The following is a 26314-nucleotide window of genomic DNA, read 5'->3' on the forward strand; positions in this document are numbered from 1 at the left end:
TCTTGCCCCCTCGAGAGGCCGAGTGGAGGTTCTGCGCAGTGGGTAAACCGGCATGGATGCCGGTTTAGCCGCGCACGACCATGGATGGTCGATCGCGGCGGGCCCACGGAGCAGGACCGGAGCGAGGGCATGCCGAGCATTAGCGAGGCACCGAACGCCAGGGGCAGGAGCGTTTGGTTACTTTGCGCCGGGCGGCGTTCCGCTCTTCAAAGTGACTCGCTGTAAGAGCGAAACCATAGGTGGCCGTTACCGCTGGAATGGATATGTACACCTGAAAGAGAATTGGTTGACTGTAAGGGCGCCTTCGCCGGCAAGCCTGGCTCCTACAGTAAATCAGTAGATCAGTAGATCGGGTACATCCGAGAGCTATGAGGCCGCCTTCGCTGGCAACCCAACGCCTACAAAATGTATCGTTGCAAAAAAAGAGGATCGACCGATGGACCACGTCAACCACATCCTGATCGTCGACGACGATCGCGAAATCCGCGAACTGGTCGGCAACTACTTGAAGAAAAACGGCCTGCGCACCACCGTGGTCCCCGATGGCCGGCACATGCGCAGCTTCCTCGAAGCCAACCAGGTCGACCTGATCGTGCTCGACATCATGTTGCCCGGCGACGACGGCCTGGTGCTGTGCCGCGAACTTCGCGCGGGTAAGCACAAAGCCACGCCGATCCTGATGCTCACCGCTCGCAACGATGAAACCGACCGTATCCTCGGCCTGGAAATGGGCGCTGACGACTACCTGACCAAACCCTTCTCCGCCCGCGAACTGCTGGCGCGGATCAACGCCGTATTGCGCCGTACCCGCATGCTGCCACCCAATCTGCTGATCAGCGAAAGCGGTCGGATGCTCGGTTTTGGCCGCTGGCGCCTGGACACCACCGCCCGTCATTTGCTCGACGAAGACGGCACCCTGGTGGCCCTCAGTGGCGCCGAATACCGCCTGCTGCGGGTGTTCCTCGATCACCCGCAACGGGTTCTGAGTCGCGACCAATTGCTCAACCTGACCCAAGGCCGCGACGCCGATCTGTTCGACCGTTCGATTGATTTGCTGGTCAGCCGCCTGCGCCAACGACTCAAGGACGACTCACGGGAATCGACCTACATCAAGACCGTGCGCAGCGAGGGATACGTGTTCTCCTACCCGGTGGAAATGCTCGATGCACAGGCCTGAATAGATCAACACCCTCGATAACGACTATGCGCAAGGGTGTTTTTTCATCGCGACGCTCCAGCACTACAGTGGCCACATCTTCTCCCCACGCTCTGGAGCAACATCATGAAAAGCCTCATCGGTCTCGGCTTCGCCCTTTCGGTGCTTGGTGCCACTAGCGCCATTGCCGCCCCCCACGCCACTACCCCGCTGGTTGCAGCGGCGAAAGTCAGCCAGCCGGCGACACTCAACGTGAACACCGTCAGCGCTGACCAGAAAGACAAACTCTACGTCGCAGAAAACCGCCCTGAGTTCGGCTCCAAGTATCAGCGCTATTGATCAACAGCCTTGGGCTGCCTGAAACAACAAACCCCGCCAATGCGGGGTTTGTTGCATCTACACAGCTCCTACAGGGTTTATGGTGTTGCCAATCGCGCGGCCAGTGCCTTGGCCTGGCTTGCGACATCTGTGACCGCAGTGCTTTCCCACCACATCCCGCGCAACGGTGGGCCCATGGCAAACAGTCGGCTCGCAGCCTGACCATCGGCATCCAGTACCGCACCGTCGACCTCGGCCGCAATGCCCAGCGCCAGGTGTCCCGGGCGAATCAGCCCGCGCGCCAGCAATTGCCGGGGCAATGGTCGCGCCACCCGTCGCCAGTCATATTCGATGCCGCTGGAGTTGATCAATGCCGCGCCACTGACGACAACGGTTTGCGTTTCACCTCGGCGGCGAATTCGAATACTCACCTCATTGCCCGAAGAAGGCTCCAGCCCTTTGAACGAGGCTGCCTGAATCTGCAATCGCCCTTCCTTGTGCAGGCGTTCCACCAGTTCGGCGCTCAACGGTGGCGAGCGGTGATGATGGCTTTCCCACCACGGCCGTACATGGCGCACGAATTGCCGCCGCTGCAAGTCGGTGGCCTGACTCCACAGACGGCCGATGTGCGCCCGCACCGTGTCCAGCGGTGCCTGCCAGTCAATGCCCCGGGCGATGGCATCGCGGCAATGCCGGCGTAATTCACGCACCAGCTGTCGTGGCGTGCGAATGCTCTGATCCTCGGCCAGGAAATCCACCCAGGCCGGTGGCTGGCGCCGCACATGGGGCAACAGGCCGTGACGGGAAAACACGTTGATCGGCCCGCGATGCCCGGCCTGTTCCAGCGACACCACGGCATCGACCATGGTCAGCCCCGAGCCGATGATCAGCACCGTCGACTGCGGATCGAGCTGGCGCATCGCAGCAACATCCCACGGGTCAAGCGCCGCCGCGTTCAAACCGCTGGACTGCGTCTGCGGCGTGCGCGCGGCCGGGAACATCCCCGTCGCGAGCACGGCAAAGGAACCCTGCAGTCGCTGGCCGTCGCTCAAGCTCAAGCGCACCGACTGCGCATCGGTTTGCAGATCCACCACCTCGGCGCGCACATGCTCGACCGTCGAGCCGTTCAACGCACCCAGCGCTTGCGCCTCGGCCAGGCGTTGCTGCACGTACAGGCCGAAAATCCCCCGGGGCGGGAACAACTCGCTGACCGGTACATGCTGCTCATCCGACTCCGGCCAGCCGCCGGCCGCAATGTAGTCGGTCAACCATTGGGTCAGGTCATCGGCGTTGTCCGGATCGACACTCATTCGCGCCGCGTTGCCGTTGAGCGTATGCCCAAGCTCCACGGCGCTGTAGGCCTCGCCGCGCCCGAGCTCGGCGCGCGGTTCGATCACCAGCACCTGGCGCTTGCCCGGCAGGCGTAACAGTTGCGCCGCCAACATCGCGCCGCTGAGGCCGCCGCCGATAATCAGGATGTCCGCGTGACGGATGACGTCGCTCGCCTGTCCGTTTTGGGTTTCACTCATGCCGTTCTCACTGCTCAGTGTTTACCTAGATAGAAGTCATGCAGATCGCCCCGGGCCAGCAGCTCGCTGGCGCTGCCGGACAACACCACCCGGCCGGTGTCGAGGACATAGGCCGTGGAAGCGTACTTGAGCGCCACATTAATATTTTGCTCGGCAATCAGGAAGCTCACTTGTGCGTCGCGGTTGAGCTGGGCGACGATCTCGAAAATCTCCTGGACGATGATAGGCGCCAATCCCATGGAAGGTTCGTCGAGCAGTACCAAAGTAGGACGTGTCATCAATGCGCGGCCGATGGCGACCATCTGCTGTTCGCCACCGGACGTGAGGCCGGCCTGGGTCTTGCGCTTGGTTTTCAGGCGCGGAAACCAGGCGTAGATGCGCTCCAGCTCCCGGGCCATGTCCTGGCGACTCAAGCCGCGGACAAATCCACCACTGCGCAAGTTGTCCTCCACCGTCAATTGCGCGAAGACGTGCCGGCCCTCCAGTACGTGGACCATCCCTTCGCGCACCCGCAGGCTCGGATCGACGCCTGCGGTATCACGCCCCAGGAACTCGATGCTGCCACGACTGACCTCGGCCCGCTCGGCCCGCACCAGGCCGGAAATCGCCTTGAGCGTGGTGCTTTTACCCGCGCCGTTGGCGCCGAGCAACGCGACGATGCCGCCCTTGGGCACCGTCAGCGAGACGCCGGCCACGGCCAGGATCGCGCCGTCGTAGATCACTTCGATGTCATTGACCCGCAACAGATCGTTGACGGCAATGTCGCTGGCGGCTTCGCTCATGATTATTCCTCTGCGGTGCAGGTGCGTGGCGTCAGGCCTTTTTCCTTGGCGAACGCGGCGGATTTCTCGTCGATCAACGGCCGCAGCAACGCGCGGTCGGCGGCGATCCAGTCGCTGATCAGCGTCCAGTTGGCGCCGTCCCACTGCTGCACCCGCGCCGAACCGCCGCCCTCGTGATCCTTGCAAGACAACTTGAGGTTTTGCATCAGGCCCAAGTAACCCATGTCCTTGAGCCGCGCATCGTCGATATTCAGATGTTCCAGGCCCCAACGCCCTTCCTCACCGTTGAGCGGGCGCTTGCCGAATTTGCCCTGGGCGGTGCGAATCGCTTCCACCGCCACGGCGGCATTCACCAGCCCGGAGTTGTAGTAGACGCTGCCGAAATTCTTCAGGTCCTTGAGGTCGCTCTTGCCCTTGTCGAGGATGTATTGCTTGAGGCGCTTGTGGATCTCGAAGTCAGTGCCGGCCGGGTACGGCGTCAGCGCCAGGTAGCCTTTGGCGGCAGCGCCAGCGGGCAGCACGTCTTCGCTGGAGCTGGCCCAGATGTCGCCGACGATGTGGTCCACCGGGAAGCCGAAACGCGCAGCGGTCTTGACCGCCACCGGGGTCGACACGCCCCAGGTGCGCAGGAACACCCAGTCCGGGTTGAGCTGACGGATCTGCCGCCATTGCGCCGATTGCTCATTGCCCGGATCGGCCACCGGAATCTGGATGTTCTCGAACCCGTACTTCTCGGCCAACAGCTTGAGCGGCCCCAGGGTTTCGCGACCGTATGCGGAGTCGTGGTAGACCGTGGCGATTTTCTTGCCCTTGAGTTTGTCGAAGCCACCCTCTCGCTGGGCGATGTAGTTGATCAGGCTGGAGGCTTCGCTGTAGAAGGTCAGCATCACCGGGAAGTTGTACGGGAACACCGTGCCGTCGGTGGCTTCGGTGCGGCCATAACCCAGGGTGATCAGCGGAATCCTGTCGACTTCCGCCCGTTCACTCAGGGCATAGGCCGCCGGCGCGCCGTTAGGTTGATAGACCGCTACGGGCGCGCCATCCAGGCCATTCTTGAAGCGCTCGTAACACTCGATGCCCTTCTCCGCCGTCCATTCGGTTTCGCATTCCTGCCAAACCAGTTTCACCCCATTGATCCCGCCTTCGACCTCGTTGATGTAGTTGAGGTAATCGATCATCCCGGCCCACACCTGTACGCCGCTGGAGGCGTAGGCGCCGACCCGGTAAGTGGCCAACGGAAAGAACTGCTGGTCCGCCGAGGCCTGGGCCATCGGTACTGCACTGCCGAAAACCGCCAGCGCCAAAGCGGCGCCGAGCAGGGAGCGTTTCAAGGATGCACGCATGTTGTTTCTCTAGTAGTGGAAGGATTCAGAAGCGCAGCGGCCAGTGGCCCAGCCGTTCACGAAGATTGCCCAGCAGGCGGATCAAGCCTTCCGGTTCCTTGATCAGGAACAGGATGATCAGCACGCCGAAGATGATTTTTTGCAGGTTTTGCAGCTGCCCGGCATCCACCGCGCCACCGAGCAAGGCTTGGCCGAGGTGGCTGAGCAGGATTGGCAACAGGCTGATGAATGCCGCGCCGACGAAGTTGCCGGCGATGCTGCCCATGCCACCGATAATGATGATGAACAGGATCTGGAATGATCGATTGATATCGAAACTGCTGGCACTGGCGGTGCCCAGGTAGGCAAAGGCCCACAAGGCGCCGGCGATGCCCAGGTAGAACGAGCTGACGGCAAATGCCAGGAGCTTGTAGCGCGCCACGGGAATACCGATGACGGCAGCGGCGGTGTCCATGTCGCGGATCGCCATCCAGTTGCGGCCGATCTGGCTTTTCACCAGGTTCACCGCGACCCAAGTCAGCAGCAGCACAGTGGTCAGGGTCAGCCAATAGCGGCCCAGCGGCGTGTTCAGGTCATGGCCGAACAGCGCCAGTTTCGGTGCGCTGATGGTGCCGGACGAGCCGTAGTTGTAGAACCAGGGGAATTTGACGAACAGCCACTCCAGGAAAAACTGCGCCGCCAGGGTGGTAACCATCAGGTAAAAGCCCTTGATCCGCGAACTCGGCAGCCCGAAAAAAAAGCCCACCACCGCACTGATCAAACCGCCACCCAGCAACGCCACTGGCAGCCCCAGTTCAGGCAAACGCAACAGAAAACCGTACGTGGCAAACGCCCCGACCGCCATGAACCCGGCCGCACCCACCGAGGTTTGCCCGGTGTAGCCGGTCAGCAGGTTCAGGCCAAGTCCGGCCAGGGACAGCACCAGGAACGGAATCAGAATGGCGTTCAACCAATAGTCGTTGCCGGTCAGTGGAACGACGACAACCGCGATCAGCAATAAGCCGACCAGACCGAACGGCACGCGGCGCCGGACCAACACCGCCGGTGCGGTTTCACGGGTAAGGGAAATCGACATGGGTTCAGACTCGCTCGATGGCGCGCTCGCCGAACAGGCCGGCGGGACGGATGTAGAGGAAGGCCAGGGCCAGGACATAAGCAAACCACGGCGTGATGCCGCCACCGATCAGCGGGCCGATGTAGACTTCGGCGAGGTTCTCCGCCGCACCGACGATCAGCCCGCCGACAATCGCCCCGCCAATCGAGGTGAAACCACCGATGATCAACACCGGCAACGCCTTGAGCACCACCAGCGACAGGGAAAACTGCACCCCTTGTCGCGCCCCCCAGAGCAACCCGGCCACGAGTCCGACCACTCCGGCCACGGCCCAGACGATCTGCCAGATGCGGTTGAGGTTGATGCCGATGGACAGCGCGGCGGTGGTGTCATCTGCCACCGCCCGCAACGAGATGCCGATGCGGGTCTTGTTGAACAGCAGTGCCAGCACCGTCACCAGCACGATGGCCGCAGCGGCGGCGATCAGGTCGAACTGGCTGAACATCATCGCGCCAATGAACAGCGGCACGTCGTCGATGCCCAGGTCCAGCGCCCGGACCTGCGAGCCCATCAAGCCTTGCGCCAGGCCTTCGATGATGAAGGACAGGCCGAGCGTGGCCATGAACAGGGTGATCTGTGAGCGATTGACCAAGGGTCGCAGCACCAGCCGCTCGATCAACAGCGCGCCAACGATCATCACCAGCACTGTCAACAGCAGCGCCAGGGCAAACGGCACACCCTGATCGTGCAGGCTGACGAAAGTCAGCGCGGCGAACAACAGCATCGCGCCCTGGGCGAAATTGAACACACCGCTGGCCTTGTAGATCAGCACGAAGCCGATGGCGACCAGCGAATACAGGGTTCCAGCGAGCAAGCCGCCGAGCAGGGTTTCAACGAAGAACGTCATCAGTGCACCACTCCCAGATACGCCGCGATCACCTCAGGGTTGGCCTGCACCTGGGCAGGCGTGCCATCGCCAACCTTGCGCCCGTAGTCGAGTACCACCACATGGTCGGACAGGCCCATCACCACGCTCATGTCGTGTTCGATCAACACCACCGTGGTGCCAAGGTCACGGTTGATGTAGGCGATGAATCGGGCCATATCCTGTTTTTCCTCGGCGTTCATCCCGGCCATCGGCTCGTCGAGCAGCAATAGGCTCGGACCGGCGATCAGGGCGCGGCCCAGCTCGACGCGCTTTTGCAGGCCATAGGCGAGATTGCCCACCGGCACATCGCGTTGGGCTTGCAGTTCGAGGAATTCGAGGATGCCTTGGGCCTGCTGGCGAAACTGTTCGGCTTCAAGCCGGGCTCGTGGCAAACCCAATGCCTGCTCGATGAAGCTGCTGCGCAGGTGTCGCGACAGGCCGGTCAGGAGGTTGTCGATCACGCTCATTTTCTTGAACAGCGCGTTGTTCTGGAACGTTCGGCCTATGCCCCGGCGCGCAGCGCTCAAAGGATCGATGCGCTTGAAAGACTGCTGCTCGAACACGATCGAACCGGCATCGAAGCGGTACACGCCGTTGAGCACATTGAGCAACGAACTCTTGCCCGCCCCGTTGGGGCCGATCAACGCGCAGATCTCGCCACGGCGCACATCGAACGACAGGTCGTTGATCGCCTTGACGCCTTTGAAGGACAGGGAAATACCGCTGACTTGCAGGATGGAATCGGTCGAGATCATGCGATGTTCCGTTTGAATTCGGCGAGCCAGGCAGGCGTGGATTGCGCTTGCGCGGTGCGCGTGGCTTGCCAGATGAAGTGCAGGTTGTGAAAGCCCAGCAGGCGGCGGACGCGGGTCTTGATCAGGCGTTGCAGGGGCTTTTGCGGCTGGGCAATGGCCCAGTCGCACAGGCGGCGGCGCCAGGTGCCCGGTGACGCGAGGCGGCTTTCGATTTCCATGGCAAGCAGTTGCAGGCGCCCGGCGGAGAGCAGCAAGCCCGTAGGCGCCACTTCACGGCGATCACGACTGGCGCTGCCAGGGCTTTCCGGGAAAGCCAGGGTTTGCCCGCTGCCCAGCCACAGTTCGAACAAGACGCTCAGGCCGCCCTGCCACTCGGTGCCCTCTTCGCTCCATAACTGTTCTGCGTTCACACCGAGGCGAAGCCGTTGCGGATGCTCTGTCGGGCCCAGCAGCTCGGCGAAGTCGAGCAACGACTGGCCCTGGTTGAGCCAGAGTTGCCGCGCCTGCCGTCCCTGCACAAAGGCGTGGCCAGGGCTGCTGCGCCACAGGACGTTGTGCAAGGCGGGAGCGTCGAGGTTGTCGGCGATGGCCAGCACCTCGCCGCCGATGTGCTGAGCCGCCAGGGCCAGCAGCAACAGGTTCGGCTCGAAGGCGCCGCTGACGGCCAGCCGCGAATCCTCATCGAATCCTTGCTGGCGCAAGCCATCGGCCAGGCGCTCGACATCGCGCAAGACATCGATCCAGCGCCAGGCAAACCATTGCCCGTGACGCTTGTGCCGCAGCGCTGGCTGCAAAGGACTGATTTGCGCCCAATGGCGCAATTGCTCCAGCGCCTTGGGTGCGCTGACCTGCCATTCCCTGGTATCCGCAATCGGCGGACGCTTGAGTTCGTGCACGCTCATGGGTTGACCTCCTGTTCATGGGTAATGTGGGAGCGAGCCTGCTCGCGAAGATGCCATGATCGTTCCCACGCTCTGCGTGGGAACGCCGCCATGGACGCTCTGCGTCCGCTCCTGATGCAGGGACGCGGAGCGTCCCGGGATGCATTCCCACGCAGAGCGTGGGAACGATCATCTACTCAGGCAGACACCACCTTTCTCTCCTGCTGCCGCAACCCCGCCAGATCGCGGTACCCGCTGCCCGGATGAATCTGCGGCAAGCGCGGTCCTTCACCGAACAACTTCTCGCGCAATGTCCCCGGCGCGTATTCGGTCTTGTACACACCGCGTTTCTGCAACTCCGGCACCAGCAACTCCACGGCATCGATGAACGTTTCGTGGGTCAGCGCATACGCCAGGTTGAAGCCATCCACATCCGTCTCCTCGACCCATTCCTGCAGCAGATCGGCAACGGTTTCCGGGCTCCCGACAAACAACGGGCCAAAGCCACCGATGCCCACCCAGTCGGCCAGTTCATTGGGGGTCCAGACCTTGTTCGGATTGGCCGTGGAGAACGCCTCCACCGCCGATTGAATGGCATTGGTGTGCACATGCTTGAGCGGTTCATCCGGGTTGAACTGACTGAAATCGATGCCCGTCCAGCCGGAAATCAACGCCATCGCGCCCTCATAACTGACCCAGCTCTTGTATTCCTCGAACTTGGCCTTGGCCTTGGCGTCGGTCTCGCCGAGGATCACCGTCTGCAGGTTGAAAATCAGGATCTTCGACGGATCACGCCCCGCCTGCGCTGCACGCTTGCGGATGTCGGCCACGGTTTTCTTCAGCAGCACTTTCGACGGTGCGGCGACGAACACACACTCGGCATGCTCGGCGGCGAACTGCTTGCCGCGACTTGACGCCCCCGCCTGATATAACACCGGAGTGCGTTGCGGCGAGGGCTCGCAGAGGTGAATCCCCGGCACCTGGAAGTGTTTGCCGACATGTTGGATCTCGTGGATTTTGCTCGGGTCGCTGAAGATCCGCCGCTCGCGATCGCGCAGGATCGCGCCCTCTTCCCAACTGCCCTCCCAGAGCTTGTAGCAAACCTGCAGGTACTCTTCGGCGAAGTCGTAGCGGGCGTCGTGTTCGGTCTGGGTTTTCTGCCCGAGGTTCTTCGCCCCGCTCTCCAGGTACGAGGTCACGATGTTCCAGCCAGCGCGGCCCTTGGTCAGGTGATCGAGGGTCGACAGGCGTCGGGCAAACGGGTACGGATGCTCGAACGACAGCGACGCGGTCAGGCCAAAGCCCAGGTGTTCGGTCACCAGCGCCATCGGCGGGATCAGTTGCAGCGGGTCGTTGACCGGCACCTGGGCCGCCTGGCGGATTGCCGCATCGCCGTTACCGTTATAGACGTCGTAGATGCCAAGCACATCGGCGATGAACAGGCCGTCGAACTTGCCGCGCTCGAGGATTTTCGCCAGATCTGTCCAGTATTCCAGGTCCTTGTACTGCCAGGAACGATCCCGCGGATGCGCCCACAACCCTGGCGACTGATGGCCGACGCAGTTCATGTCGAAAGCATTGAGACGGATTTCACGGGCCATCAAACGGCTCCCTTGGTTGATGTGTGCAAGCTGGGCGGGTGAATGCCGTTGAGGCGAAAGTTGCCGATGAGGTGGAGCTTGCCGCGCAGCGGATCGTGCAGCGAACCCGGCAATGCGGTGCGCTGCCCCGTGAGTTCGAATTCGGCGTTGCTGGCTGTGCTCAAAGCCTCGGCGCTGGCCAGGCGGGATTCGGCTTCGGCGATGCTGACTTCGATGTCGTCAGTGCCACTGGCGAGAAATTCTTCAGCGCGTTCCAGCAGCGCAGCGGCCACTTCGATGCGGATGTGCACATCGCCAAGGCGGCTGATCACCAGAGGCTCATCAGTTGCCTGGTTGTGCTGGCGGACGAAACGCAAGGTCGCATCGAGCAGGCTACGCGCGTTGTGCAGGTCATGCCGGCTGTTGGCCAGGGGTTGCCCGGCGGCAATCGGTTGGGTCAAGGCGTTCATGGTGGACTCCTCAGTTCCAGGCGTGGCGCGCAGGCTTTACGCCGTTGAGCAGGTAGTTGCCGATCAAGTGGAATTTCCAGCGCGCCGGGTCGTGCAGCGTATGGGTGCGGGCGTTGCGCCAGTGACGGTCGAGGTTGTATTTGCCGAGCACCGAGCGGGTACCGGCCAGTTCGAAGAGCTTGCTGCTGGTGAGCAAGGCGATTTCGGCGGACAGCACCTTGGCCTGGGCGACCACCACCGAGGCGTGCGCCACCGTGTCTTCATTGGCGTCGAGCAGCGCGGCGTCAATGGCCTGGCCGGCCTTTTTCAGGATCGCTTCGCTACCCCGCACACGCCATTCGAGATCGCCGATGGCGGCAATGCTGAACGGGTCCTGCCAGCCGTGGTCCTGGCCGCTGTCGATCCATGGCCGCGCTTCACGGGCGTAGCGCTTGGTTTCTTCCAGGGCACCCACGGCGATACCGGTGTCCACGGCGGCCTGGATGATTTGTGAGATCGGGCCGTCGGCGGTTGGCTCATCGAAGGCTTTGTGGGCCGGGATCACCGCGCTGAGCGGGACCTGCACCGCGTTCAGGGTCACGCCACCGCTGGCGGTGGTGCGCTGGCCGAATCCGTCCCAACTGTCGATCACCGTCAAGCCGGGATTGTCGCGCTCGATGAAAGCGATGAACGCCTGGTTCTGTTCGTTGACCGCCACCGCCGGCACGATGTGCGCAAACAGCGCGCCGGTGCAGTAGAACTTCTCGCCGTCGATTTGCGCGGTGTCGTCGTTGAAGTGAATACGGGTTTCAAAAGCCCCGGCGTGTTTGCTTTTCGATTCCGAGAAGGCGTTGCCGAAGCGGTAACCCTGCAGCACTTTGCCGAAGTAGTACTGTTTCTGCTCTTCGCTGGCGGTTTGCACCAGGATGTCGAGCACGCCAAGGTGGTTTTGCGGGATCTGGCCCAGGGAAGAATCAGCGGCGGAAATGATCTTGATCACTTCGGCGACGGTCACATAAGACACTCCGGCGCCACCGTAGGCTTTTGGCACGGTGATGCCCCAGAGGCCGCTAGCGGAGAACTCGTCGAGCTCGGCAACCGGCAGACGTCGTTCGCGATCGCGCACGCTGGCTTCGACGGCGAATCGCGCCGCGAGCTTGTGGGCGATGGCAATCGCTTCCGCATCCGAGCGGATCACATGGGCAGGGCTCACACTGGCCGAGCGGGGGGATTGGGCTGAGGCTGTCATGGGCCGACTCCGGGTTCTGGGTGAATGCACCAGAGCTTTTGCAGGAGTCGTGCCTGAATTTAAATTCGTTATTTATCAAAATCTTAACGAATTATTAGAGAAAAGCTTTTAGCTTCAGAACAGCAAAATGTTTATCCAGTGTTGACCGGCCAACAGTTCAGATCACCACATTGCGCACAAAGCGCACCGCGACTTCTCCCTCGTTGCGATAGGAATGCGGCTGGTTGCTGGCGAACATGAAGAACTCGCCGGCGGCGATCTTGTGCGGCACCTCGCCGACCATCACCGTCAGGCAGCCTTCGAACACGTAGAACTGTTCGCTCCAGCCTTCGGCGTCAGGCTCCGACGGATAATGCTCGCCCGGCTCCAGGCGCCATTCCCAGAGTTCGACTTCACGGGTGGCATTGGCCTTGGCCAGCAGCACCGCCTTGCTACCGGGGATCGTTCCGGCCCAGGCGAGTTCGTTGATGCGGCTATGGTCGCGCACATCGGGGGCCTGGATCAGGTCGCTGAACGCCACGTCCAGCGCTTCGGCCACACGGTCGAGGGTGGTCAGGCTAACGTTCTTTTCGCCGGCCTCGATCGCCACCAGCATCCGGCGACTGACACCGGATTTTTCCGCCAACGCGGTCTGGCTCATATCGGCGGCATGGCGCAACCGCCGAATGTTCTGGCTGACGTGTTGCAGGACCGAAGCCCGGGGCGAGGAATCTTTGTGCACTATATTGCTCACTTGATGGTGTTGCGCAGTATACTGCCCAACTTCGGGAGCATTGTGCGTCCCCCTCAAACAGTGTGCAAGATCATGACGTCGGTGAACTCCTCCCAGGCTCCCTCCCGTTTCCTGCGACTCAGCAAGGCCGAGTGCGTGCTGGTGTTGATCACCATGGTCTGGGGCGGGACCTTTCTGCTGGTCCAGCATGCGATGACCGTCAGTGGCCCGATGTTTTTCGTCGGCCTGCGCTTTGCCGCCGCCGCGATCATCGTCGCGCTGTTCTCCTGGCGCAGCCTGCGGGACCTGACCTTGTTTGAATTGAAGGCCGGCGCCTTCATCGGCGTGGCGATCATGCTCGGCTACGGCCTGCAGACGGTCGGGCTGCAAAGCATTCCCAGCAGCCAGTCGGCGTTCATTACCGCGCTGTACGTGCCCTTCGTGCCGTTGCTGCAATGGCTGGTACTGGGGCGTCGTCCGGGGCTGATGCCAAGTATTGGCATCATGCTGGCATTTACCGGGTTGATGCTGCTGTCGGGCCCTTCCGGCGCGGCATTGAACTTCAGCCCCGGTGAAATCGCTACCTTGATCAGCGCCATTGCCATTGCGGCGGAGATCATCCTGATCAGCAACTTTGCCGGCCAGGTCGATGTGAAACGGGTGACCGTGGTGCAATTGGCGGTCACGTCGCTGCTGTCGTTCCTGATGGTGGTGCCGACCCAGGAACACATTCCTGATTTCTCCTGGTTGCTGTTGTGCAGTGCCCTTGGGCTGGGCGCGGCGAGTGCGGCGATCCAGGTGGCGATGAACTGGGCGCAGAAGAGTGTTTCGCCAACCCGCGCGACCTTGATCTATGCCGGTGAGCCGGTGTGGGCCGGGATTGTCGGGCGGATCGCCGGGGAGCGACTGCCGGCGATTGCGCTGGTGGGAGCGGGATTGATCGTGGCGGCGGTGATTGTCAGTGAGTTGAAGACCAAGGGTAAGGCCGCTGTGGCTGAGGAAGCGTTGGAGCGGGAAACCCAGGGTTAACCGCAAAATCTGCAACGTCTGGAAGATAGCTTTCGCGAGCAGGCTCGCTCCCACAGTTGAAATGCATTCTCCTGTGGGAGCGAGCCTGCTCGCGAAGAGGCCGGACCTGCTGAACGCAGGCCTTCGAAACAATGTGAAGCAAGACTTTTCCGTCTACCTTGTAGGATTCTGCGACAGCTTGGCGTTTGGCGATCCGGGAACTGGCACGTATGATGCTTCACAAACTTCCGCAGATTAGAAGCCTATGTCCCTGATAGTTCTACTGCTTCTGCCTTTCATAGGCAGCTGTCTGGCAGCGGTGCTGCCTCACAACGCGCGTAATACCGAATCGTTATTGGCTGGCCTGGTCGCTTTGATCGGCACCGTCCAGGTCGCCCTGCTGTACCCGCAAATCGCCCATGGCGGCGTGATCCGCGAAGAATTCCTTTGGCTGCCCAGCCTTGGCCTGAACTTTGTCCTGCGCATGGACGGTTTCGCCTGGCTGTTCTCGATGCTGGTGCTGGGCATCGGCACGCTGGTGTCGCTGTACGCCCGCTACTACATGTCGCCGGACGATCCGGTACCGCGTTTTTTCGCGTTTTTCCTGGCGTTCATGGGTGCCATGCTCGGGCTGGTAATCTCCGGCAACCTCATCCAGATCGTGTTTTTCTGGGAGCTGACCAGCCTCTTCTCGTTCCTGTTGATCGGCTATTGGCACCACCGCGCCGACGCGCGACGCGGTGCTTATATGGCGCTGATGGTCACCGGTGCGGGCGGCTTGTGCCTGTTGGCGGGGGTCATGCTGCTTGGCCATGTGGTCGGCAGCTATGACCTGGACAAGGTCCTGGCCGCCGGCGAGCTGATTCGTGCTCATGCCCTCTACCCTATCCTGCTGCCCCTGATCCTGATCGGCGCGCTAAGCAAAAGCGCGCAATTCCCCTTCCACTTCTGGCTGCCCCACGCCATGGCCGCGCCGACACCGGTTTCGGCCTATCTGCACTCGGCAACGATGGTCAAGGCCGGGGTGTTCCTGCTGGCTCGCCTGTGGCCGTCGCTCTCGGGCAGTGAAGAATGGTTCTACATCGTCAGTGGTGCCGGCGCCGCCACCCTGCTGCTCGGCGCGTATTGCGCGATGTTCCAGAACGACCTCAAGGGCCTGCTGGCGTACTCGACCATCAGCCACCTGGGCCTGATCACCCTGCTGCTGGGCCTGAACAGCCCGCTGGCCGCCGTAGCCGCGGTGTTCCACATCCTCAACCACGCCACGTTCAAGGCCTCGCTGTTCATGGCGGCCGGCATCATTGACCACGAAAGCGGCACCCGCGACATCCGCCGGCTCAACGGCCTGTTCAAGCTGATTCCGTTCACCGCGACCCTGGCCATGGTCGCCAGCGCCTCCATGGCCGGCGTGCCGCTGCTCAACGGCTTCCTGTCCAAGGAGATGTTCTTCGCCGAGACCGTGTTCATCAACGCCACGGCCTGGATCGAAGCCACCCTGCCGATCGTCGCGACCATCGCCGGGACCTTCAGTGTCGCCTATTCCCTGCGTTTCACCGTTGACGTGTTCTTCGGCCCGACCGCTACCGACCTGCCCCACACCCCGCACGAGCCGCCGCGCTGGATGCGCGCGCCGGTCGAGCTGCTGGTGTTCACCTGCCTGGTGGTGGGGATCTTCCCGGCGCAAGTGGTCGGCCCGTTGCTCGCCGCTGCCGCGCAACCGGTCGTGGGCGGCACCTTGCCCGAGTACAGCCTGGCGATCTGGCACGGCTTGAACGCGCCGATGATCATGAGCCTGATCGCCATGTCCGGCGGCATCGCGCTGTACCTGCTATTGCGCAAGCAGCTCAAGCTCGGTCGCTTCCATTACCCGCCGCTGATTGGCCGCTTCAATGGCAAGCGCCTGTTCGAACGCAGCCTGGTGCTGATGATGCGCCTTGCCCGACGCCTGGAACCGCTGATCAATACCCGGCGCCTGCAGATGCAATTGTTCCTGATGGTGCTCGCCGCGGTCCTGGCCGGGTTGATCCCGATGTTGCACAGCAGCCTGCACTGGGGCGACCGACCGAAAATCCCGGGCTCGATCGTGTTCGTCATCCTCTGGCTGCTGGCGATTGCCTGCGCCCTCGGCGCCGCATACCAGGCCAAGTACCATCGTCTGGCCGCCCTGACCATGGTCAGCGTCTGCGGCCTGATGACCTGTGTGACCTTCGTCTGGTTCTCGGCCCCGGACCTGGCGTTGACGCAACTGGTGGTCGAAGTGGTGACCACGGTGTTGATCCTGCTGGGCCTGCGCTGGCTGCCACGGCGGATCGAAGAGGTTTCGCCGCTGCCGAGCAGCCTGCGCAGGGCGCGCATCCGCCGCATCCGCGACTTGCTGCTGTCGGCGGTAGTCGGCGGTGGCATGGCGTTGCTGGCCTACGCGATGCTGACCCGCCAGACGCCGAACGACATTTCTTCGTTCTACCTCAGCCGCGCCCTGCCCGAAGGCGGCGGCAGCAACGTGGTCAACGTGATGCTCGTGGACTTCCGCGGCTTCGACACCCTCGGCGAAATCACCGTGCTGGCGGCCGTGGCGCTTACCGTGTTCGCCCTGCTGCGACGCTTCCGTCCGCCGAAGGAAAGCCTGCAGTTGCCGGCCCAGCAGCGCCTGCTCGCGCCGGACGTGGTCACCGACCTGGTCAACCCGCGTCACGCCAGCGACACCGCGCTCGGCTTCATGATGGTCCCGGCGGTGCTGGTTCGCCTGCTGCTGCCAATTGCGCTGGTGGTCTCGTTCTACCTGTTCATGCGCGGGCACAACCAGCCGGGCGGCGGCTTTGTCGCGGGCCTGGTGATGTCGGTGGCGTTCATCCTGCAGTACATGGTCGCCGGCACCCAGTGGGTCGAAGCGCAAATGAGCCTGCGGCCGCTGCGCTGGATGGGCGTCGGCCTGCTGTTCGCCACCGTCACCGGCCTGGGCGCGATGGTCGTCGGCTATCCGTTCCTGACCACCCACACCTGGCATTTCGACCTGCCGCTGCTGGGCGACATTCACCTGGCCAGTGCGCTGTTCTTTGATGTCGGCGTGTACGCCGTGGTGGTCGGTTCGACGCTGTTGATCCTGACCGCCCTCGCCCACCAATCGGTGCGGGGTCACAAGACCGCGGCCCAGCCCAAACTTGTCGTCATCAAGGAGGCTGTCTGATGGAAGAAGTCATCGCCATCGCCATCGGCGTCCTGGCCGCGTCCGGCGTCTGGCTGATCCTGCGTCCGCGGACGTTCCAGGTGGTCATGGGCCTGTGCCTGCTGTCGTACGGTGTCAACCTGTTCATCTTCAGCATGGGCAGCCTGTTCATCGGCAAGGAGCCGATCATCAAGGACGGCGTGCCCCAGGATCTGCTGCACTACACCGACCCGCTGCCGCAAGCACTGGTACTCACCGCCATCGTCATCAGCTTCGCCATGACCGCACTGTTCCTGGTGGTCTTGCTGGCTTCGCGCGGTCTGACCGGCACCGACCATGTGGATGGCCGGGAGCCTAAAGAATGAATCCGATGTCGCACCTGATCGCCGCCCCCATCCTGCTGCCGCTGCTGACCGCCGCGATCATGCTGATGCTCGGCGAGAAGCACCGCCCGCTCAAAGCCAAGATCAACCTGTTCTCCAGCCTGCTGGGGCTGGGTATTTCAGTGCTGCTGTTGCAATGGACGCAAACCACCGGCATCGCCGGTTCCATTGGCGTGTATCTGCCGGGCAACTGGCAGGTGCCATTCGGCCTGGTGCTGGTGGTCGATCGCCTGTCGGCGCTGATGCTGGTGCTGACCGGCATTATCGGCGTCTGTGCGCTGCTGTTCGCCATGGCGCGCTGGGACAGCGCCGGTTCGAGCTTCCACGCGCTGTTCCAGATCCAGCTGATGGGCCTGTATGGCGCCTTCCTGACGGCGGACCTGTTCAACCTGTTCGTGTTTTTCGAAGTGCTGCTGGCCGCGTCCTATGGCTTGATGCTGCACGGGTCGGGCCGGGCGCGGGTGTCGTCGGGGCTGCATTACATCTCGATCAACCTGCTGGCCTCGACCCTGTTCCTGATTGGCGCGGCGCTGATCTACGGCGTCACCGGCACCCTGAACATGGCCGACCTGGCGCTGAAGATTCCGCTGGTGCCCGAAGCCGATCGGGGACTTTTGCATGCAGGCGCGGGCATCCTGGCGGTGGCGTTCCTGGCCAAGGCCGGGATGTGGCCGCTGAATTTCTGGCTGGTGCCGGCGTACTCCTCGGCAAGTGCGCCGGTGGCGGCGATGTTTGCGATCATGACCAAGGTCGGCATCTACACCTTGCTGCGCCTGTGGACCCTGCTGTTTTCCGGTCAGGCCGGCGCCTCGGCGTACTTCGGTGGCGACTGGCTGATCTACGGCGGCATGGCCACCATCGTCTGCGCGGCCGTGGCGATCCTCGCGGCCCAACGCCTGGAGCGCATGGCCAGCCTGAGCATCCTGGTGTCGGCGGGGATCCTGCTGGCGGCGATCGGCTTCGGCCAGCCCAACCTGATCGCTGCGGCACTGTTCTATGTGGTCAGCTCGACCCTGGCGCTGAGCGCGCTGTTCCTGCTGGCGGAGTTGATCGAACGCTCGCGCTCGGCCAACGAAATGCCCCTGGAGGATGAAAACGAGATGCTGCCTCGGCCGCTGGAATCGTTGTATCCGGTCAAGGGCATCAACCTCGACGACGACCAGAAAGCCGTGGTCGGCCAAGTGATTCCCTGGACCATGGCGTTCCTCGGCTTGAGCTTCATCGCCTGCGCCCTGCTGATCATCGGCATGCCACCGCTTTCCGGGTTCATCGGCAAGCTCAGCCTGCTCAGCGCCCTGCTCAACCCGATGGGTCTGGGCAACGCCGGCGACGCACCGGTATCGAATGCCGCGTGGGGCTTGCTGACGCTGCTGATCCTCTCGGGACTGGCGTCGTTGATCGCCTTTGCCCGCATCGGCGTCCAGCGTTTCTGGACACCGGCAGAACGCCCCTCGCCTGCGCTGCGGCGCCTGGAATGCGTACCGATTTTTGCGCTGTTGGGCTTGTGCATCCTGCTCACGCTCAAGGCCGAACCGCTGCTGCGCTACACCCAAGCGGCCGCCAACGCCTTGAACAACCCGCAGCAGTATGTGATGGCCGTGCTCGGCACCCGCGTAGTGCCAGGCCCGCAGGCCAGTGCAGCGCTGCTGGAGGTGCAACCATGAAGCGCCTGCTGCCTGCGCCATGGCTGTCGCTGGCCCTGTGCCTGTTGTGGTTGCTGCTGAACCTGTCGCTCAGCCCCGGCAACCTGTTGCTGGGCGCCCTGCTGGGGTTTTGCGCGCCTTTAATGATGCGCAAGCTGCGCCCGCTGCCGATTCGCATTCGGCGGCCCGGGGTGATTCTGCGTCTGTTCCTGCTGGTCGGTCGCGATGTGCTGGCGTCCAACCTGGCGGTCGCCTTTGGTGTGCTCAATGCTCGCCGCCGGCCGCCACGCTCAGGGTTCGTCAAGGTGCCGCTGGACCTGCGCGACGCCAATGGCCTGGCCGCGCTGTCGATGATCTGCACGGTGGTCCCCGGCACCGTCTGGTCGGAACTGGCGCTGGATCGCAGCATCCTGCTGCTGCATGTCTTCGACCTGGATGACGAAGTGCTGTTCATCCAGCACTTCAAGGCGACCTACGAGCGCCCGCTGATGGAGATTTTCGAATGAGCAGCTTGTTGTCCAACGCCATCCTGCTAAGCCTGTTCCTGTTTTGCGTGGCGATGATCCTGACCCTGATCCGCCTGTTCAAGGGCCCATCGGCCCAGGACCGGGTCCTGGCCCTGGATTACCTGTACATCGTGGCGATGCTGATGATGCTGACGCTGGGCATTCGCTATGCCAGTGACACTTACTTCGAGGCGGCGTTGCTGATCGCGCTGTTTGGCTTCGTCGGTTCGTTCGCCCTGGCGAAATTCCTCCTGCGCGGCGAGGTGATCGAATGAGTGCGCCATTATCCTTGTGGGTGGAAATACCCGTGGCCATCCTGCTGGTGCTCGGCAGCCTGTTTGCCCTCATTGGCGCCACTGGCCTGTTGCGGATGAAGGATTACTTCCAGCGCATGCACCCACCGGCCCTGGCCTCGACCCTGGGAGCATGGTGCGTGGCCCTGGCCTCGATCATCTTCTTTTCGGCGCTCAAGTCCGGGCCGGTTTTGCATGCGTGGCTGATACCGATACTGCTGGCGATCACTGTGCCGGTGACCACGTTGTTGCTGGCCAGGGCGGCATTGTTTCGCAAGCGCATGGCTGGGGATGATGTGCCGGCGGAGGTTTCTAGTCGGCGTACGGAGAGTGGGGGGTGATTGAAAGATCGCAGTCTGCGTTGATGGAGTACATTCCATTCCTGCGGTAACGGCCACTTATGGTTTCGCCCTTACGGCGAGTCACTTGGAAAAGCCCCAAGTAACCAAGGGCTCTTGCCCCTGACGTTCGGTGCCTCGCTAATGCTCGGCACCGAGTGGTGGGGCAAAGCCTTTTGGTTCCTTTTTGGCGTTTGAAAAAGGGACTCGCCGTAAGGGCGAAACCATAGGTGGCCGTTACCGCAGGAATGGATATGTACTCCGTCGGCTGCGATTTTTCATCTTAGACCCAGGCCACCGCCAACAACCCAGCCCCCAGCACCACACACAACGGCGAATAAACCCAAGTGTCCCAGCGGGCAAACCGCGACCCCTTGACCTCCTTGAAAAACCCCACCAGTTCCGAATCACCAATCGCCCGGGCGAACAGCAATAACGCAATGGCGCTGATCACCCATTGCAACCCTCGATGATCCACCTGCGGCAGCCACCAGCCAACTCGCAAGCACACCAACAGGGCAATGGTCAGCAACGCCGCCGCCACCAGCATCGTCATCCAGCCACGGGGCTTGAAGGCCGGCTGCAATCGCGCTTCGCCCTCCACCGGCACCTGCGGCACCACCGCCACGACGGCCCATTTACCACCCAACGCCCAATACACGTGTGCCAGGGCGATTGCCGCAATTACCGTCGCCAGCCATTGAGCCAACACGAAGGTCATGGTCTGAAATCCTTGAAAGGGATTTGAACAGACTCATCCTAGTCGGCTTTTTTCGCCGTGCACGCGCTCATGCCAACGACCCGACCAACGCGTTTGCGGCTGCCGCCTACAAGGCGGCTGACACCTTGTCCGCGATATCCTTGGGCAACCAGGCCTTCCAGACCTGCGGATGCGCCTTCATGAACGCTTCGGCGGCCTGACGCGGTGGCGTGTGCTTTTCACTCATCTCAGCCAGCGCCCTGTTCAACGCGTCGATGGGAAAATCGACCTTGGCAAAGAACGCGGCAATCTGCGGGTACTGCTTCTGGAACGGCGTGGACACGCCGATAGACAGCTTCGAGGGCAGCGATCGGGTCGGTTGCGGGTTGGGGTTGTCGGCGTCGGTCAGGGTTTTCCAGGCCTGCGCATCGAAGGGCGGCTCCTCCAGCTGGATCAGCTTGAAGCGACCGAGCAGCGGCGTGGGCGACCAGTAATAGAACAACACCGGTTTACCCCGGCGAATCGACGAGCTGATCTCCGCATCCAGCGCCGCTCCCGAACCGCTGCGAAAATTCACATAGCTGTCATCGAGCCCATAGGCCTTGAGCTTCTGCTTGTTGACCACTTCCGAGGTCCAACCGATAGGGCTGTTGAGGAAGCGCCCCTTGTTCGGCGCTTCAGGGTCCTTGAACACGTCTTTGTACCTGGGAAGGTCGGTGACACTGCGCAAGTCCGGCGCCAGCGCCTTGATGCCCTTGGCCGGGTCGCCCTTGACCACGTACTCAGGCACCCACCAGCCTTCCGTGGCGCCCTTGACCGTATCGCCCAGGCTCACGACCTTGCCTTCCGCCTCTGCCTTGACCCAGACCGGGCTGCGCCCCGCCCACTCCTCGCCAATGACCTGGATGTCATTGTTGGCCAGTGCGGTTTCCAGGGTGATGGTAGTGCCTGGCAAGGTGTCGGTCGGCAGCCCATACCCTTTTTCGACGATGATCCGCAGGACATCGGTGATCAGGCTGCCGCTTTCCCAATTGAGGTCGGCGAAGTGGATCGGCGCGCTGGCAGCCAGCACCGCAGCGGGTGACGCCAACAATCCGAACGTGGCCACGACAGCGGCCAGCAACCGGCGAATGCCTTTCATGCTTGTGCACCTCGTGCTGTTCACAGCAATAGCAGGATGGCCTGGCAGAAGACCGCAAAGCCTCTGAATACTCAGTCAACTGACTGTAGTAGAGGTTCCTGCTTTCGAGGGACGAGGATCACTTTTCACAGGATTGCTGCAGACAGGCCAGCTCTCTCCTGACCATGCTGGCGTACGCCGCAGGTTGCAACGCGTAGATTTGCGAGGCCACCCAGTTCAGCCAGGCACCCTGCAGGACCGCCTTTTGCTCAAACAGACGCTGGGCCTCGGCTTGCGCACGGGCCTGGTGCTGTTGGTGGAAATCGGCACGGGGCAGGACCACTATTCACTGGCCTTGAACGTCACCAGTTCGCCCTTGCGCCACTTGGCGGCCTTGCCGGTCACGGCCTTGAGGGTCTTGGTCAGGCCTTCCTGCAGCTGCTGGTGGGCGGCGAATACCGTCACCACGTTGTGCCCTTCCTTGAACAGGATAGCTTGGCCGTCGGCCGTGGTCACGAAGGCGTAATCGCCCAGGCCATAGACTGTCAGTTTGATGTCGCGGAACTTGATTTCCAGTTTGCCGCCTTCGCGGCTGGGCAACACCGACGCGCTGAAATGATCGCCGACCTTAAGTTTGAGCCCCGGTTTATCGTCCACCACGAGCGCTGTCTCGGTGTCGATCTCGGCAATGTAAATGCCTTCGGCGCTCTGTTCGGTAATGTAAACAAAACGTGACTGAAACTGTTTAACCAGCTTTGCGCGCAAATCGCCCAGCACGAACAAAGCATGCATATCGAGATTACTTACTGCCAAGGAAACATCCCCACATCTGAAAATGACGCCGCACGCGAAAAAAGCGCACGGCCAAAAAAGCGGCAATGCCGAGGTGAAGCCAGATAACCCGGGTTGAGATCCTGGATGCGCAGAGCGCTCATCCCTCTCGAAGCTTGAGCAGATTACTGGATGCTGCTCACGTCGTCTCGCCCGGCATTCGACAAAGGCTGAAGGAAAACGCCCTTGGAACCGCCAGAGAAATACGGACTATCAACTTTAGGGAAAAAACTCTTATAAAAAAGCACTTTTCTTACATATCGCCAGCCAGAAATTGCTTTAGATAAGCCTTGTCCACCCACCAGTGACGCTGATTCTAGAGCAGCGATGCTCACCGAGACTACCCATAACGACGTACATTACGTCGGCAAACCCAAGAAAAGGACTTCACATGTGCACACTGACACACTTTGCCCATCCCCAGGCATCTTACTCCAACACCCCACCTTCCCTGCACCCCGCCTTGTTCCTTGCGACCGAAGCCGCTCCTCACTGCCCCTCGCCACCACGATTTCACGTGGTTCTGGCGGGTATCGCCTTCTTTCATATCAAAGAAACTTCCACGGGGCACGTAAGAGGTTTCCGCGGCGATCATAACCAGGCCTGCGCCCTCGCCCGCGCGCTCGAGTCACATAGGTGAAACTTTCATCCCGTTTTCCCGGAAGGTTTTGTCAAGCCGGCGACTTTACTCAGCCGCCGGCCTCCAACTACTGCCATACTCCCCGACCAATCAAGCGCGCCTTCCCGTGGCGGGCGCGTTAAACAACAATTTCATGGGAAGGCTGTAACGTGACGGAATTTGATATCGGCGAGTTTTTCATCAGGGGCGAAGCCAGAGAGATCGACGGCGAGTTCCAGGCCGTGATCGTGATGCGCGCCAAGCCACCGCTGAAAACCGTGACCTATCATCAGGTTGAGAAAGATCGCTGGTTCAAGTCCTCCGACATCGCCGCCCTCGCCGCGCAGGAGTCGGCCAAGGAACTGAAGGCGGCCGTCGATGCAGGCGCCTTGAAAACCTGACACGCGCCATTGCGGTCTATGCTCACTGCTGCGTTGGAACATCGTTTGCGAACTTAATGAAGCACGGCTCCCTCAGATGCAGCAGAGACGTTCTTCATCTCTATCACTCGACACGACCGATGACCTGCAAGGAGATCAAGATGGAATCACCGACCCACGACCTGAAAGGCTTGTTCGACCAGCTCGGGCTGGATTCCAGCCCAAAAGCCATTGACGATTTCATTGCCAGCCACTCCCCCCTGCCCCAAGACAAAAAACTCATTGATGCCGAGTTCTGGACCTCCCAACAGGCAGGCTTCCTCAAAGAACAACTGCGTGAAGACGCCGACTGGGCGCGAGTGGTCGACGACCTGAACCTGCGCATGCATCAGGTTCACTAAGATCAGGCACAGTGCAGGTTGCCTGGCGTTTCGGCGCGCAATTGCGCCAGCCAGGCGGCCTTGCACTCTTCGGCTTCATTGCGACTGGAATAGGCCGTGCCACGGCGTTCGCCATTGAGCAGCACCACCCAGCAGATGCTTTTCCCCATCGCCCGCAAACTGGCGGGTACTCCGCTACCGATCATGACCGCGACATCAACTTTACCGTGCATGCTGCGCCTCCAATTCCGTTAGCAACCTAACTAATACAGTTATGGTAACGACAGCGCAGGCGCGAAAACAATATCGACTTTGTACAGCTTAGTTACCAAAATTGTAACAATCGCCCGCCATCATCGGGCCCCCTCTCCACAGGTTTGTTTCTTGCCTGAAGATTGCTTGAACATTATCGAGGGTTTTCCGGCTTGTAGCCCAAGCGCAAACCACCCCAATGACGGCCCTTGAGCATGATCGGCACTGACAGGTCGTGCATGAGCTCTCCGGTATCGCGGGTGTAGGTTTGCAACAGCACGGCCTGCTGATGACTGCCACAGCGGATCCCCGTTCGGTCGGCGAATTTGCGTTTGCTGCGGTTATGCAGGGTATCGTGCTGTATATCGCCGGTCAGTGGCTGGCTGAACGCCTGGTTATGCGTCGGCACGTAGCCCTGCTGGGTGCAGGCAATGGCGAATACCAGGCCTTCGTGGCGTGGCAGCAGTGGCTCCTGGATAGCCGGCAGGACCTGATCGGTGTAACGATCAAAGCGCGTTCGGTATTTGGCCGGGTGGGTATCGGGAATCGCCTGGTAATGGCGGTCGAACAGGTCTTCGAGGCTGATGTGCCCCGCATCGATATCTGCCTCGAAGCGCGCGGCAATCTGGCTCGCGCCTTCCCGGGCGAGGTCATAGATACGCTGGTGATAGTCATCCAGGCCGACTTCGGCGAGGCGCTCGCTGATGGTCTCGGCCTGGCCTTCCATCTGCACCGCTGCCAAGGCCAGGCGCTGGGTCTGCTGGTCACTGATCGCAAGGTCGCTGCGCATCTGCTCGATGGCGTGAAACAGGCTATCGAGTTGTTCGCGGTTGGTTTCGGCACCGCGAGCGATTGCCCCGACCTGGCTTTCGACACCGGCAGCCAGGCGAGCAATGTTGTCCAGGTGCTGGCCCGTCTGTTCGACCTGGCCTACGCCGGTGTCGAGGTCGCTGGACAACTGGCGGATCTGCTCGACCACTTGTGCAGTGCGCTGCTGGATATCGGCCACCATGTCGCCGACTTCTCCGGTGGCCGTGGCCGTGCGCGCGGCAAGCCCGCGCACCTCATCGGCCACCACCGCAAAGCCACGACCGTGCTCTCCGGCCCGCGCCGCTTCGATGGCCGCGTTCAAGGCCAGCAAGTTTGTCTGGCTGGCAATGGACTGGATCACCAATGTGACCCGCTGAATGTCATCGCTGCGCAGGCTCAGGGCTTCGATCAGCTCACGGCTGTTATTGGCCCGCTGGCTGAGTTGGTGCATGCGGGCAATGGACTCGATCAACTCGGTACGCCCTGCCACGCCGCTTTGATGCGCTTCACTCGCGGCACTCAGGGCCTGGTGACTGAGGGCCGAGGTGGCCTGCTCGGTAGCGATCATGACTTCGGCATTGCCAACGATTTGTGCTGCCGCCCCCAGTTGCGACTGCAACTTGTCGGCCAGCTGCTTGACCGAGAAGGCCACGCCGGCGGCGGACAAAGCGTTATGACTGGTGGTGTAGGACAGTTCGCGGGTTAACGCCGAGAGTGTGCCGGACGTATCGACCGGCGCGACTTCAGGCATTGCGCGTGAGCGCAGGCGCGGCAGCCAGATGATCAACACGGCCAGAGTCAGGCCAAGGTAGAGCGGCCAGCCGCCCAGGGTAATGCCACACAACAGCAGCATCAGGGCGATGCTTTGCAGTGTCGGCGTCAACCAGCGGTTTTTCGGCAAAAGCGTGGGTGCAGGCACGGCCGCCACCCGAGATCCGTCTCTCGTCATCTTTTTCACCCCGCCAATTTCTAGTTGTTGTCTTCGCATTAAACGCCAGCACAAGGCCATTATCCATGAGCCTTTAGTCGGGGACGTTGCAGTGGATCAATAGAAGTTCGGGGGGATTGTGCAGGCGTCGAAAAGCAAAGATCGCAGCCTGCGACAGCTCCTACAGGGGGCTGCCGACGGCTGCGATCTTTTCCAGGCAGCCC

The 26314-nt window shown here is 61.8% G+C and carries 29 protein-coding genes; 12 read left to right on the forward strand and 17 right to left on the reverse strand.

From position 1 onward, the window contains the following. The first annotated feature begins 436 nt into the window (after positions 1–436). Together AC3WWR_RS11910 and AC3WWR_RS11915 are read left to right on the forward strand one after the other, a co-directional pair. Entirely contained in the window at positions 437–1177 is a 741-nt protein-coding gene (locus AC3WWR_RS11910) for a response regulator (RefSeq protein ID WP_020800967.1), read from the forward strand. A gap of 105 nt (positions 1178–1282) precedes the next feature. Further along, entirely contained in the window at positions 1283–1495 is a 213-nt protein-coding gene (locus AC3WWR_RS11915; RefSeq protein ID WP_020800966.1) for a hypothetical protein, read from the forward strand. A gap of 77 nt (positions 1496–1572) precedes the next feature. On the opposite strand, the gene AC3WWR_RS11920 is transcribed toward AC3WWR_RS11915, so the two are convergent. The 11 genes from AC3WWR_RS11920 to AC3WWR_RS11970 all read right to left on the reverse strand — a co-directional run bounded on the left by AC3WWR_RS11920 (position 1573) and on the right by AC3WWR_RS11970 (position 12745). Next, positions 1573–3003 carry an FAD/NAD(P)-binding protein gene (locus tag AC3WWR_RS11920; RefSeq protein WP_083349322.1) on the reverse strand — a complete coding sequence of 477 codons (1431 nt, stop codon included), beginning with the start codon at positions 3001–3003 and terminating at the stop codon, positions 1573–1575. A gap of 14 nt (positions 3004–3017) precedes the next feature. After that, complete coding sequence (locus AC3WWR_RS11925; protein WP_492598716.1) at positions 3018–3785, reverse strand: ABC transporter ATP-binding protein; 768 nt, start codon at positions 3783–3785, stop codon at positions 3018–3020. Positions 3786–3787: 2 nt separating this feature from the next. Further along, the gene (locus AC3WWR_RS11930) at positions 3788–5128 is read right to left on the reverse strand and encodes an ABC transporter substrate-binding protein (protein ID WP_454866109.1); all 1341 of its coding nucleotides are present in this window, start codon (positions 5126–5128) and stop codon (positions 3788–3790) included. Positions 5129–5153: 25 nt separating this feature from the next. Further along, positions 5154–6203 (reverse strand): branched-chain amino acid ABC transporter permease, encoded by a 1050-nt coding sequence (locus AC3WWR_RS11935; protein ID WP_033043855.1) that lies wholly within the window; start codon positions 6201–6203, stop codon positions 5154–5156. Between the two features lie 4 nt (positions 6204–6207). Next, positions 6208–7089 (reverse strand): branched-chain amino acid ABC transporter permease, encoded by an 882-nt coding sequence (locus AC3WWR_RS11940; RefSeq protein ID WP_020800961.1) that lies wholly within the window; start codon positions 7087–7089, stop codon positions 6208–6210. After that, on the reverse strand, positions 7089–7865 hold the full coding sequence (locus AC3WWR_RS11945) for an ABC transporter ATP-binding protein (RefSeq protein WP_020800960.1): 777 nt from the start codon (positions 7863–7865) through the stop codon (positions 7089–7091). Before AC3WWR_RS11945 ends, AC3WWR_RS11940 begins: the two co-directional genes overlap by 1 nt. Then, positions 7862–8767, reverse strand: coding sequence for an acyl-CoA synthetase family protein (locus AC3WWR_RS11950; RefSeq protein ID WP_020800959.1), 906 nt, complete (start codon positions 8765–8767; stop codon positions 7862–7864). The genes AC3WWR_RS11945 and AC3WWR_RS11950 overlap by 4 nt, the downstream gene beginning before the upstream one ends. 176 nt (positions 8768–8943) lie before the next feature. Then, complete coding sequence (locus AC3WWR_RS11955; protein ID WP_033043275.1) at positions 8944–10347, reverse strand: LLM class flavin-dependent oxidoreductase; 1404 nt, start codon at positions 10345–10347, stop codon at positions 8944–8946. Then, positions 10347–10796, reverse strand: coding sequence for an acyl-CoA dehydrogenase (locus AC3WWR_RS11960; RefSeq protein WP_033043274.1), 450 nt, complete (start codon positions 10794–10796; stop codon positions 10347–10349). Before AC3WWR_RS11960 ends, AC3WWR_RS11955 begins: the two co-directional genes overlap by 1 nt. Before the next feature lie 10 nt (positions 10797–10806). After that, on the reverse strand, positions 10807–12024 hold the full coding sequence (locus AC3WWR_RS11965) for an SfnB family sulfur acquisition oxidoreductase (RefSeq protein ID WP_033043273.1): 1218 nt from the start codon (positions 12022–12024) through the stop codon (positions 10807–10809). Positions 12025–12181: 157 nt separating this feature from the next. After that, entirely contained in the window at positions 12182–12745 is a 564-nt protein-coding gene (locus AC3WWR_RS11970) for a helix-turn-helix domain-containing protein (protein WP_020800954.1), read from the reverse strand. A gap of 15 nt (positions 12746–12760) precedes the next feature. Here AC3WWR_RS11970 and AC3WWR_RS11975 point away from each other — a divergent pair, with 15 nt between their 5' ends. The 7 genes from AC3WWR_RS11975 (at position 12761) to AC3WWR_RS12005 (ending at position 20073) form a co-directional block, all read left to right on the forward strand. Then, complete coding sequence (locus AC3WWR_RS11975) at positions 12761–13765, forward strand: DMT family transporter (RefSeq protein ID WP_432669680.1); 1005 nt, start codon at positions 12761–12763, stop codon at positions 13763–13765. Between the two features lie 244 nt (positions 13766–14009). Next, positions 14010–16928, forward strand: coding sequence for a monovalent cation/H+ antiporter subunit A (locus AC3WWR_RS11980; RefSeq protein ID WP_492598717.1), 2919 nt, complete (start codon positions 14010–14012; stop codon positions 16926–16928). Then, on the forward strand, positions 16928–17272 hold the full coding sequence (locus AC3WWR_RS11985) for a Na+/H+ antiporter subunit C (protein ID WP_007986256.1): 345 nt from the start codon (positions 16928–16930) through the stop codon (positions 17270–17272). The genes AC3WWR_RS11980 and AC3WWR_RS11985 overlap by 1 nt, the downstream gene beginning before the upstream one ends. After that, positions 17269–18954 carry a monovalent cation/H+ antiporter subunit D gene (locus tag AC3WWR_RS11990; RefSeq protein ID WP_492598718.1) on the forward strand — a complete coding sequence of 562 codons (1686 nt, stop codon included), beginning with the start codon at positions 17269–17271 and terminating at the stop codon, positions 18952–18954. The genes AC3WWR_RS11985 and AC3WWR_RS11990 overlap by 4 nt, the downstream gene beginning before the upstream one ends. Next, on the forward strand, positions 18951–19439 hold the full coding sequence (locus AC3WWR_RS11995) for a Na+/H+ antiporter subunit E (RefSeq protein ID WP_454866112.1): 489 nt from the start codon (positions 18951–18953) through the stop codon (positions 19437–19439). Before AC3WWR_RS11990 ends, AC3WWR_RS11995 begins: the two co-directional genes overlap by 4 nt. Continuing rightward, positions 19436–19714 (forward strand): K+/H+ antiporter subunit F, encoded by a 279-nt coding sequence (locus tag AC3WWR_RS12000; RefSeq protein ID WP_008063386.1) that lies wholly within the window; start codon positions 19436–19438, stop codon positions 19712–19714. The genes AC3WWR_RS11995 and AC3WWR_RS12000 overlap by 4 nt, the downstream gene beginning before the upstream one ends. Continuing rightward, complete coding sequence (locus tag AC3WWR_RS12005; RefSeq protein ID WP_008063389.1) at positions 19711–20073, forward strand: Na+/H+ antiporter subunit G; 363 nt, start codon at positions 19711–19713, stop codon at positions 20071–20073. Before AC3WWR_RS12000 ends, AC3WWR_RS12005 begins: the two co-directional genes overlap by 4 nt. A 280-nt stretch (positions 20074–20353) precedes the next feature. Here AC3WWR_RS12005 and AC3WWR_RS12010 read toward each other — a convergent pair whose 3' ends face one another. The 4 genes from AC3WWR_RS12010 to AC3WWR_RS12025 form a co-directional block, all read right to left on the reverse strand. After that, complete coding sequence (locus tag AC3WWR_RS12010) at positions 20354–20791, reverse strand: DUF3995 domain-containing protein (protein ID WP_033044544.1); 438 nt, start codon at positions 20789–20791, stop codon at positions 20354–20356. A gap of 106 nt (positions 20792–20897) precedes the next feature. Next, positions 20898–21911, reverse strand: coding sequence for an ABC transporter substrate-binding protein (locus tag AC3WWR_RS12015; protein WP_083349327.1), 1014 nt, complete (start codon positions 21909–21911; stop codon positions 20898–20900). Positions 21912–22029: 118 nt separating this feature from the next. Further along, entirely contained in the window at positions 22030–22233 is a 204-nt protein-coding gene (locus AC3WWR_RS12020; protein WP_020796722.1) for a hypothetical protein, read from the reverse strand. Further along, the gene (locus AC3WWR_RS12025; protein WP_020796723.1) at positions 22233–22703 is read right to left on the reverse strand and encodes a hypothetical protein; all 471 of its coding nucleotides are present in this window, start codon (positions 22701–22703) and stop codon (positions 22233–22235) included. The genes AC3WWR_RS12020 and AC3WWR_RS12025 overlap by 1 nt, the downstream gene beginning before the upstream one ends. Positions 22704–23112: 409 nt before the next feature. On the opposite strand from AC3WWR_RS12025, the gene AC3WWR_RS12030 reads away from it, so the two are divergent. The 3 genes from AC3WWR_RS12030 to AC3WWR_RS12040 all read left to right on the forward strand — a co-directional run bounded on the left by AC3WWR_RS12030 (position 23113) and on the right by AC3WWR_RS12040 (position 24121). Further along, positions 23113–23361: a hypothetical protein gene (locus AC3WWR_RS12030; RefSeq protein WP_080725390.1), complete on the forward strand. Its 249-nt coding sequence runs from the start codon at positions 23113–23115 to the stop codon at positions 23359–23361. A 149-nt stretch (positions 23362–23510) separates the two neighbouring features. After that, positions 23511–23741 (forward strand): hypothetical protein, encoded by a 231-nt coding sequence (locus tag AC3WWR_RS12035; RefSeq protein WP_008064250.1) that lies wholly within the window; start codon positions 23511–23513, stop codon positions 23739–23741. Positions 23742–23881: 140 nt separating this feature from the next. Then, on the forward strand, positions 23882–24121 hold the full coding sequence (locus AC3WWR_RS12040; RefSeq protein WP_020796726.1) for a DUF2789 domain-containing protein: 240 nt from the start codon (positions 23882–23884) through the stop codon (positions 24119–24121). 2 nt (positions 24122–24123) lie between these two features. Here the strand turns inward: AC3WWR_RS12040 and AC3WWR_RS12045 are convergent, their stop codons facing one another. Together AC3WWR_RS12045 and AC3WWR_RS12050 are read right to left on the reverse strand one after the other, a co-directional pair. Further along, the gene (locus tag AC3WWR_RS12045) at positions 24124–24333 is read right to left on the reverse strand and encodes a hypothetical protein (RefSeq protein ID WP_432668313.1); all 210 of its coding nucleotides are present in this window, start codon (positions 24331–24333) and stop codon (positions 24124–24126) included. A 173-nt stretch (positions 24334–24506) separates the two neighbouring features. Continuing rightward, positions 24507–26171 (reverse strand): methyl-accepting chemotaxis protein, encoded by a 1665-nt coding sequence (locus AC3WWR_RS12050; protein ID WP_371106604.1) that lies wholly within the window; start codon positions 26169–26171, stop codon positions 24507–24509. Positions 26172–26314: the final 143 nt, after the last annotated feature.

The organism is Pseudomonas sp. EB271-G4-1 (assembly GCF_058791355.1).

Coding starts and splice junctions, on each gene's coding strand:
- AC3WWR_RS12045 (WP_432668313.1), bottom strand. CDS start 24,333: ATGCACGGTAAAGTTGATGTCGCGGTCATGATCGGTAGCGGAGTACCC.
- AC3WWR_RS11995 (WP_454866112.1), top strand. CDS start 18,951: ATGAAGCGCCTGCTGCCTGCGCCATGGCTGTCGCTGGCCCTGTGCCTG.
- AC3WWR_RS11915 (WP_020800966.1), top strand. CDS start 1,283: ATGAAAAGCCTCATCGGTCTCGGCTTCGCCCTTTCGGTGCTTGGTGCC.
- AC3WWR_RS11955 (WP_033043275.1), bottom strand. CDS start 10,347: ATGGCCCGTGAAATCCGTCTCAATGCTTTCGACATGAACTGCGTCGGC.
- AC3WWR_RS11950 (WP_020800959.1), bottom strand. CDS start 8,767: ATGAGCGTGCACGAACTCAAGCGTCCGCCGATTGCGGATACCAGGGAA.
- AC3WWR_RS11935 (WP_033043855.1), bottom strand. CDS start 6,203: ATGTCGATTTCCCTTACCCGTGAAACCGCACCGGCGGTGTTGGTCCGG.
- AC3WWR_RS12000 (WP_008063386.1), top strand. CDS start 19,436: ATGAGCAGCTTGTTGTCCAACGCCATCCTGCTAAGCCTGTTCCTGTTT.
- AC3WWR_RS12030 (WP_080725390.1), top strand. CDS start 23,113: ATGTGCACACTGACACACTTTGCCCATCCCCAGGCATCTTACTCCAAC.
- AC3WWR_RS11940 (WP_020800961.1), bottom strand. CDS start 7,089: ATGACGTTCTTCGTTGAAACCCTGCTCGGCGGCTTGCTCGCTGGAACC.
- AC3WWR_RS11965 (WP_033043273.1), bottom strand. CDS start 12,024: ATGACAGCCTCAGCCCAATCCCCCCGCTCGGCCAGTGTGAGCCCTGCC.
- AC3WWR_RS11960 (WP_033043274.1), bottom strand. CDS start 10,796: ATGAACGCCTTGACCCAACCGATTGCCGCCGGGCAACCCCTGGCCAAC.
- AC3WWR_RS12015 (WP_083349327.1), bottom strand. CDS start 21,911: ATGAAAGGCATTCGCCGGTTGCTGGCCGCTGTCGTGGCCACGTTCGGA.
- AC3WWR_RS11910 (WP_020800967.1), top strand. CDS start 437: ATGGACCACGTCAACCACATCCTGATCGTCGACGACGATCGCGAAATC.
- AC3WWR_RS11990 (WP_492598718.1), top strand. CDS start 17,269: ATGAATCCGATGTCGCACCTGATCGCCGCCCCCATCCTGCTGCCGCTG.
- AC3WWR_RS12005 (WP_008063389.1), top strand. CDS start 19,711: ATGAGTGCGCCATTATCCTTGTGGGTGGAAATACCCGTGGCCATCCTG.
- AC3WWR_RS11985 (WP_007986256.1), top strand. CDS start 16,928: ATGGAAGAAGTCATCGCCATCGCCATCGGCGTCCTGGCCGCGTCCGGC.
- AC3WWR_RS11980 (WP_492598717.1), top strand. CDS start 14,010: ATGTCCCTGATAGTTCTACTGCTTCTGCCTTTCATAGGCAGCTGTCTG.
- AC3WWR_RS11930 (WP_454866109.1), bottom strand. CDS start 5,128: ATGCGTGCATCCTTGAAACGCTCCCTGCTCGGCGCCGCTTTGGCGCTG.
- AC3WWR_RS11975 (WP_432669680.1), top strand. CDS start 12,761: ATGGTGTTGCGCAGTATACTGCCCAACTTCGGGAGCATTGTGCGTCCC.
- AC3WWR_RS12050 (WP_371106604.1), bottom strand. CDS start 26,171: ATGGCCTTGTGCTGGCGTTTAATGCGAAGACAACAACTAGAAATTGGC.
- AC3WWR_RS11925 (WP_492598716.1), bottom strand. CDS start 3,785: ATGAGCGAAGCCGCCAGCGACATTGCCGTCAACGATCTGTTGCGGGTC.
- AC3WWR_RS11920 (WP_083349322.1), bottom strand. CDS start 3,003: ATGAGTGAAACCCAAAACGGACAGGCGAGCGACGTCATCCGTCACGCG.
- AC3WWR_RS12010 (WP_033044544.1), bottom strand. CDS start 20,791: ATGACCTTCGTGTTGGCTCAATGGCTGGCGACGGTAATTGCGGCAATC.
- AC3WWR_RS11945 (WP_020800960.1), bottom strand. CDS start 7,865: ATGATCTCGACCGATTCCATCCTGCAAGTCAGCGGTATTTCCCTGTCC.
- AC3WWR_RS12040 (WP_020796726.1), top strand. CDS start 23,882: ATGGAATCACCGACCCACGACCTGAAAGGCTTGTTCGACCAGCTCGGG.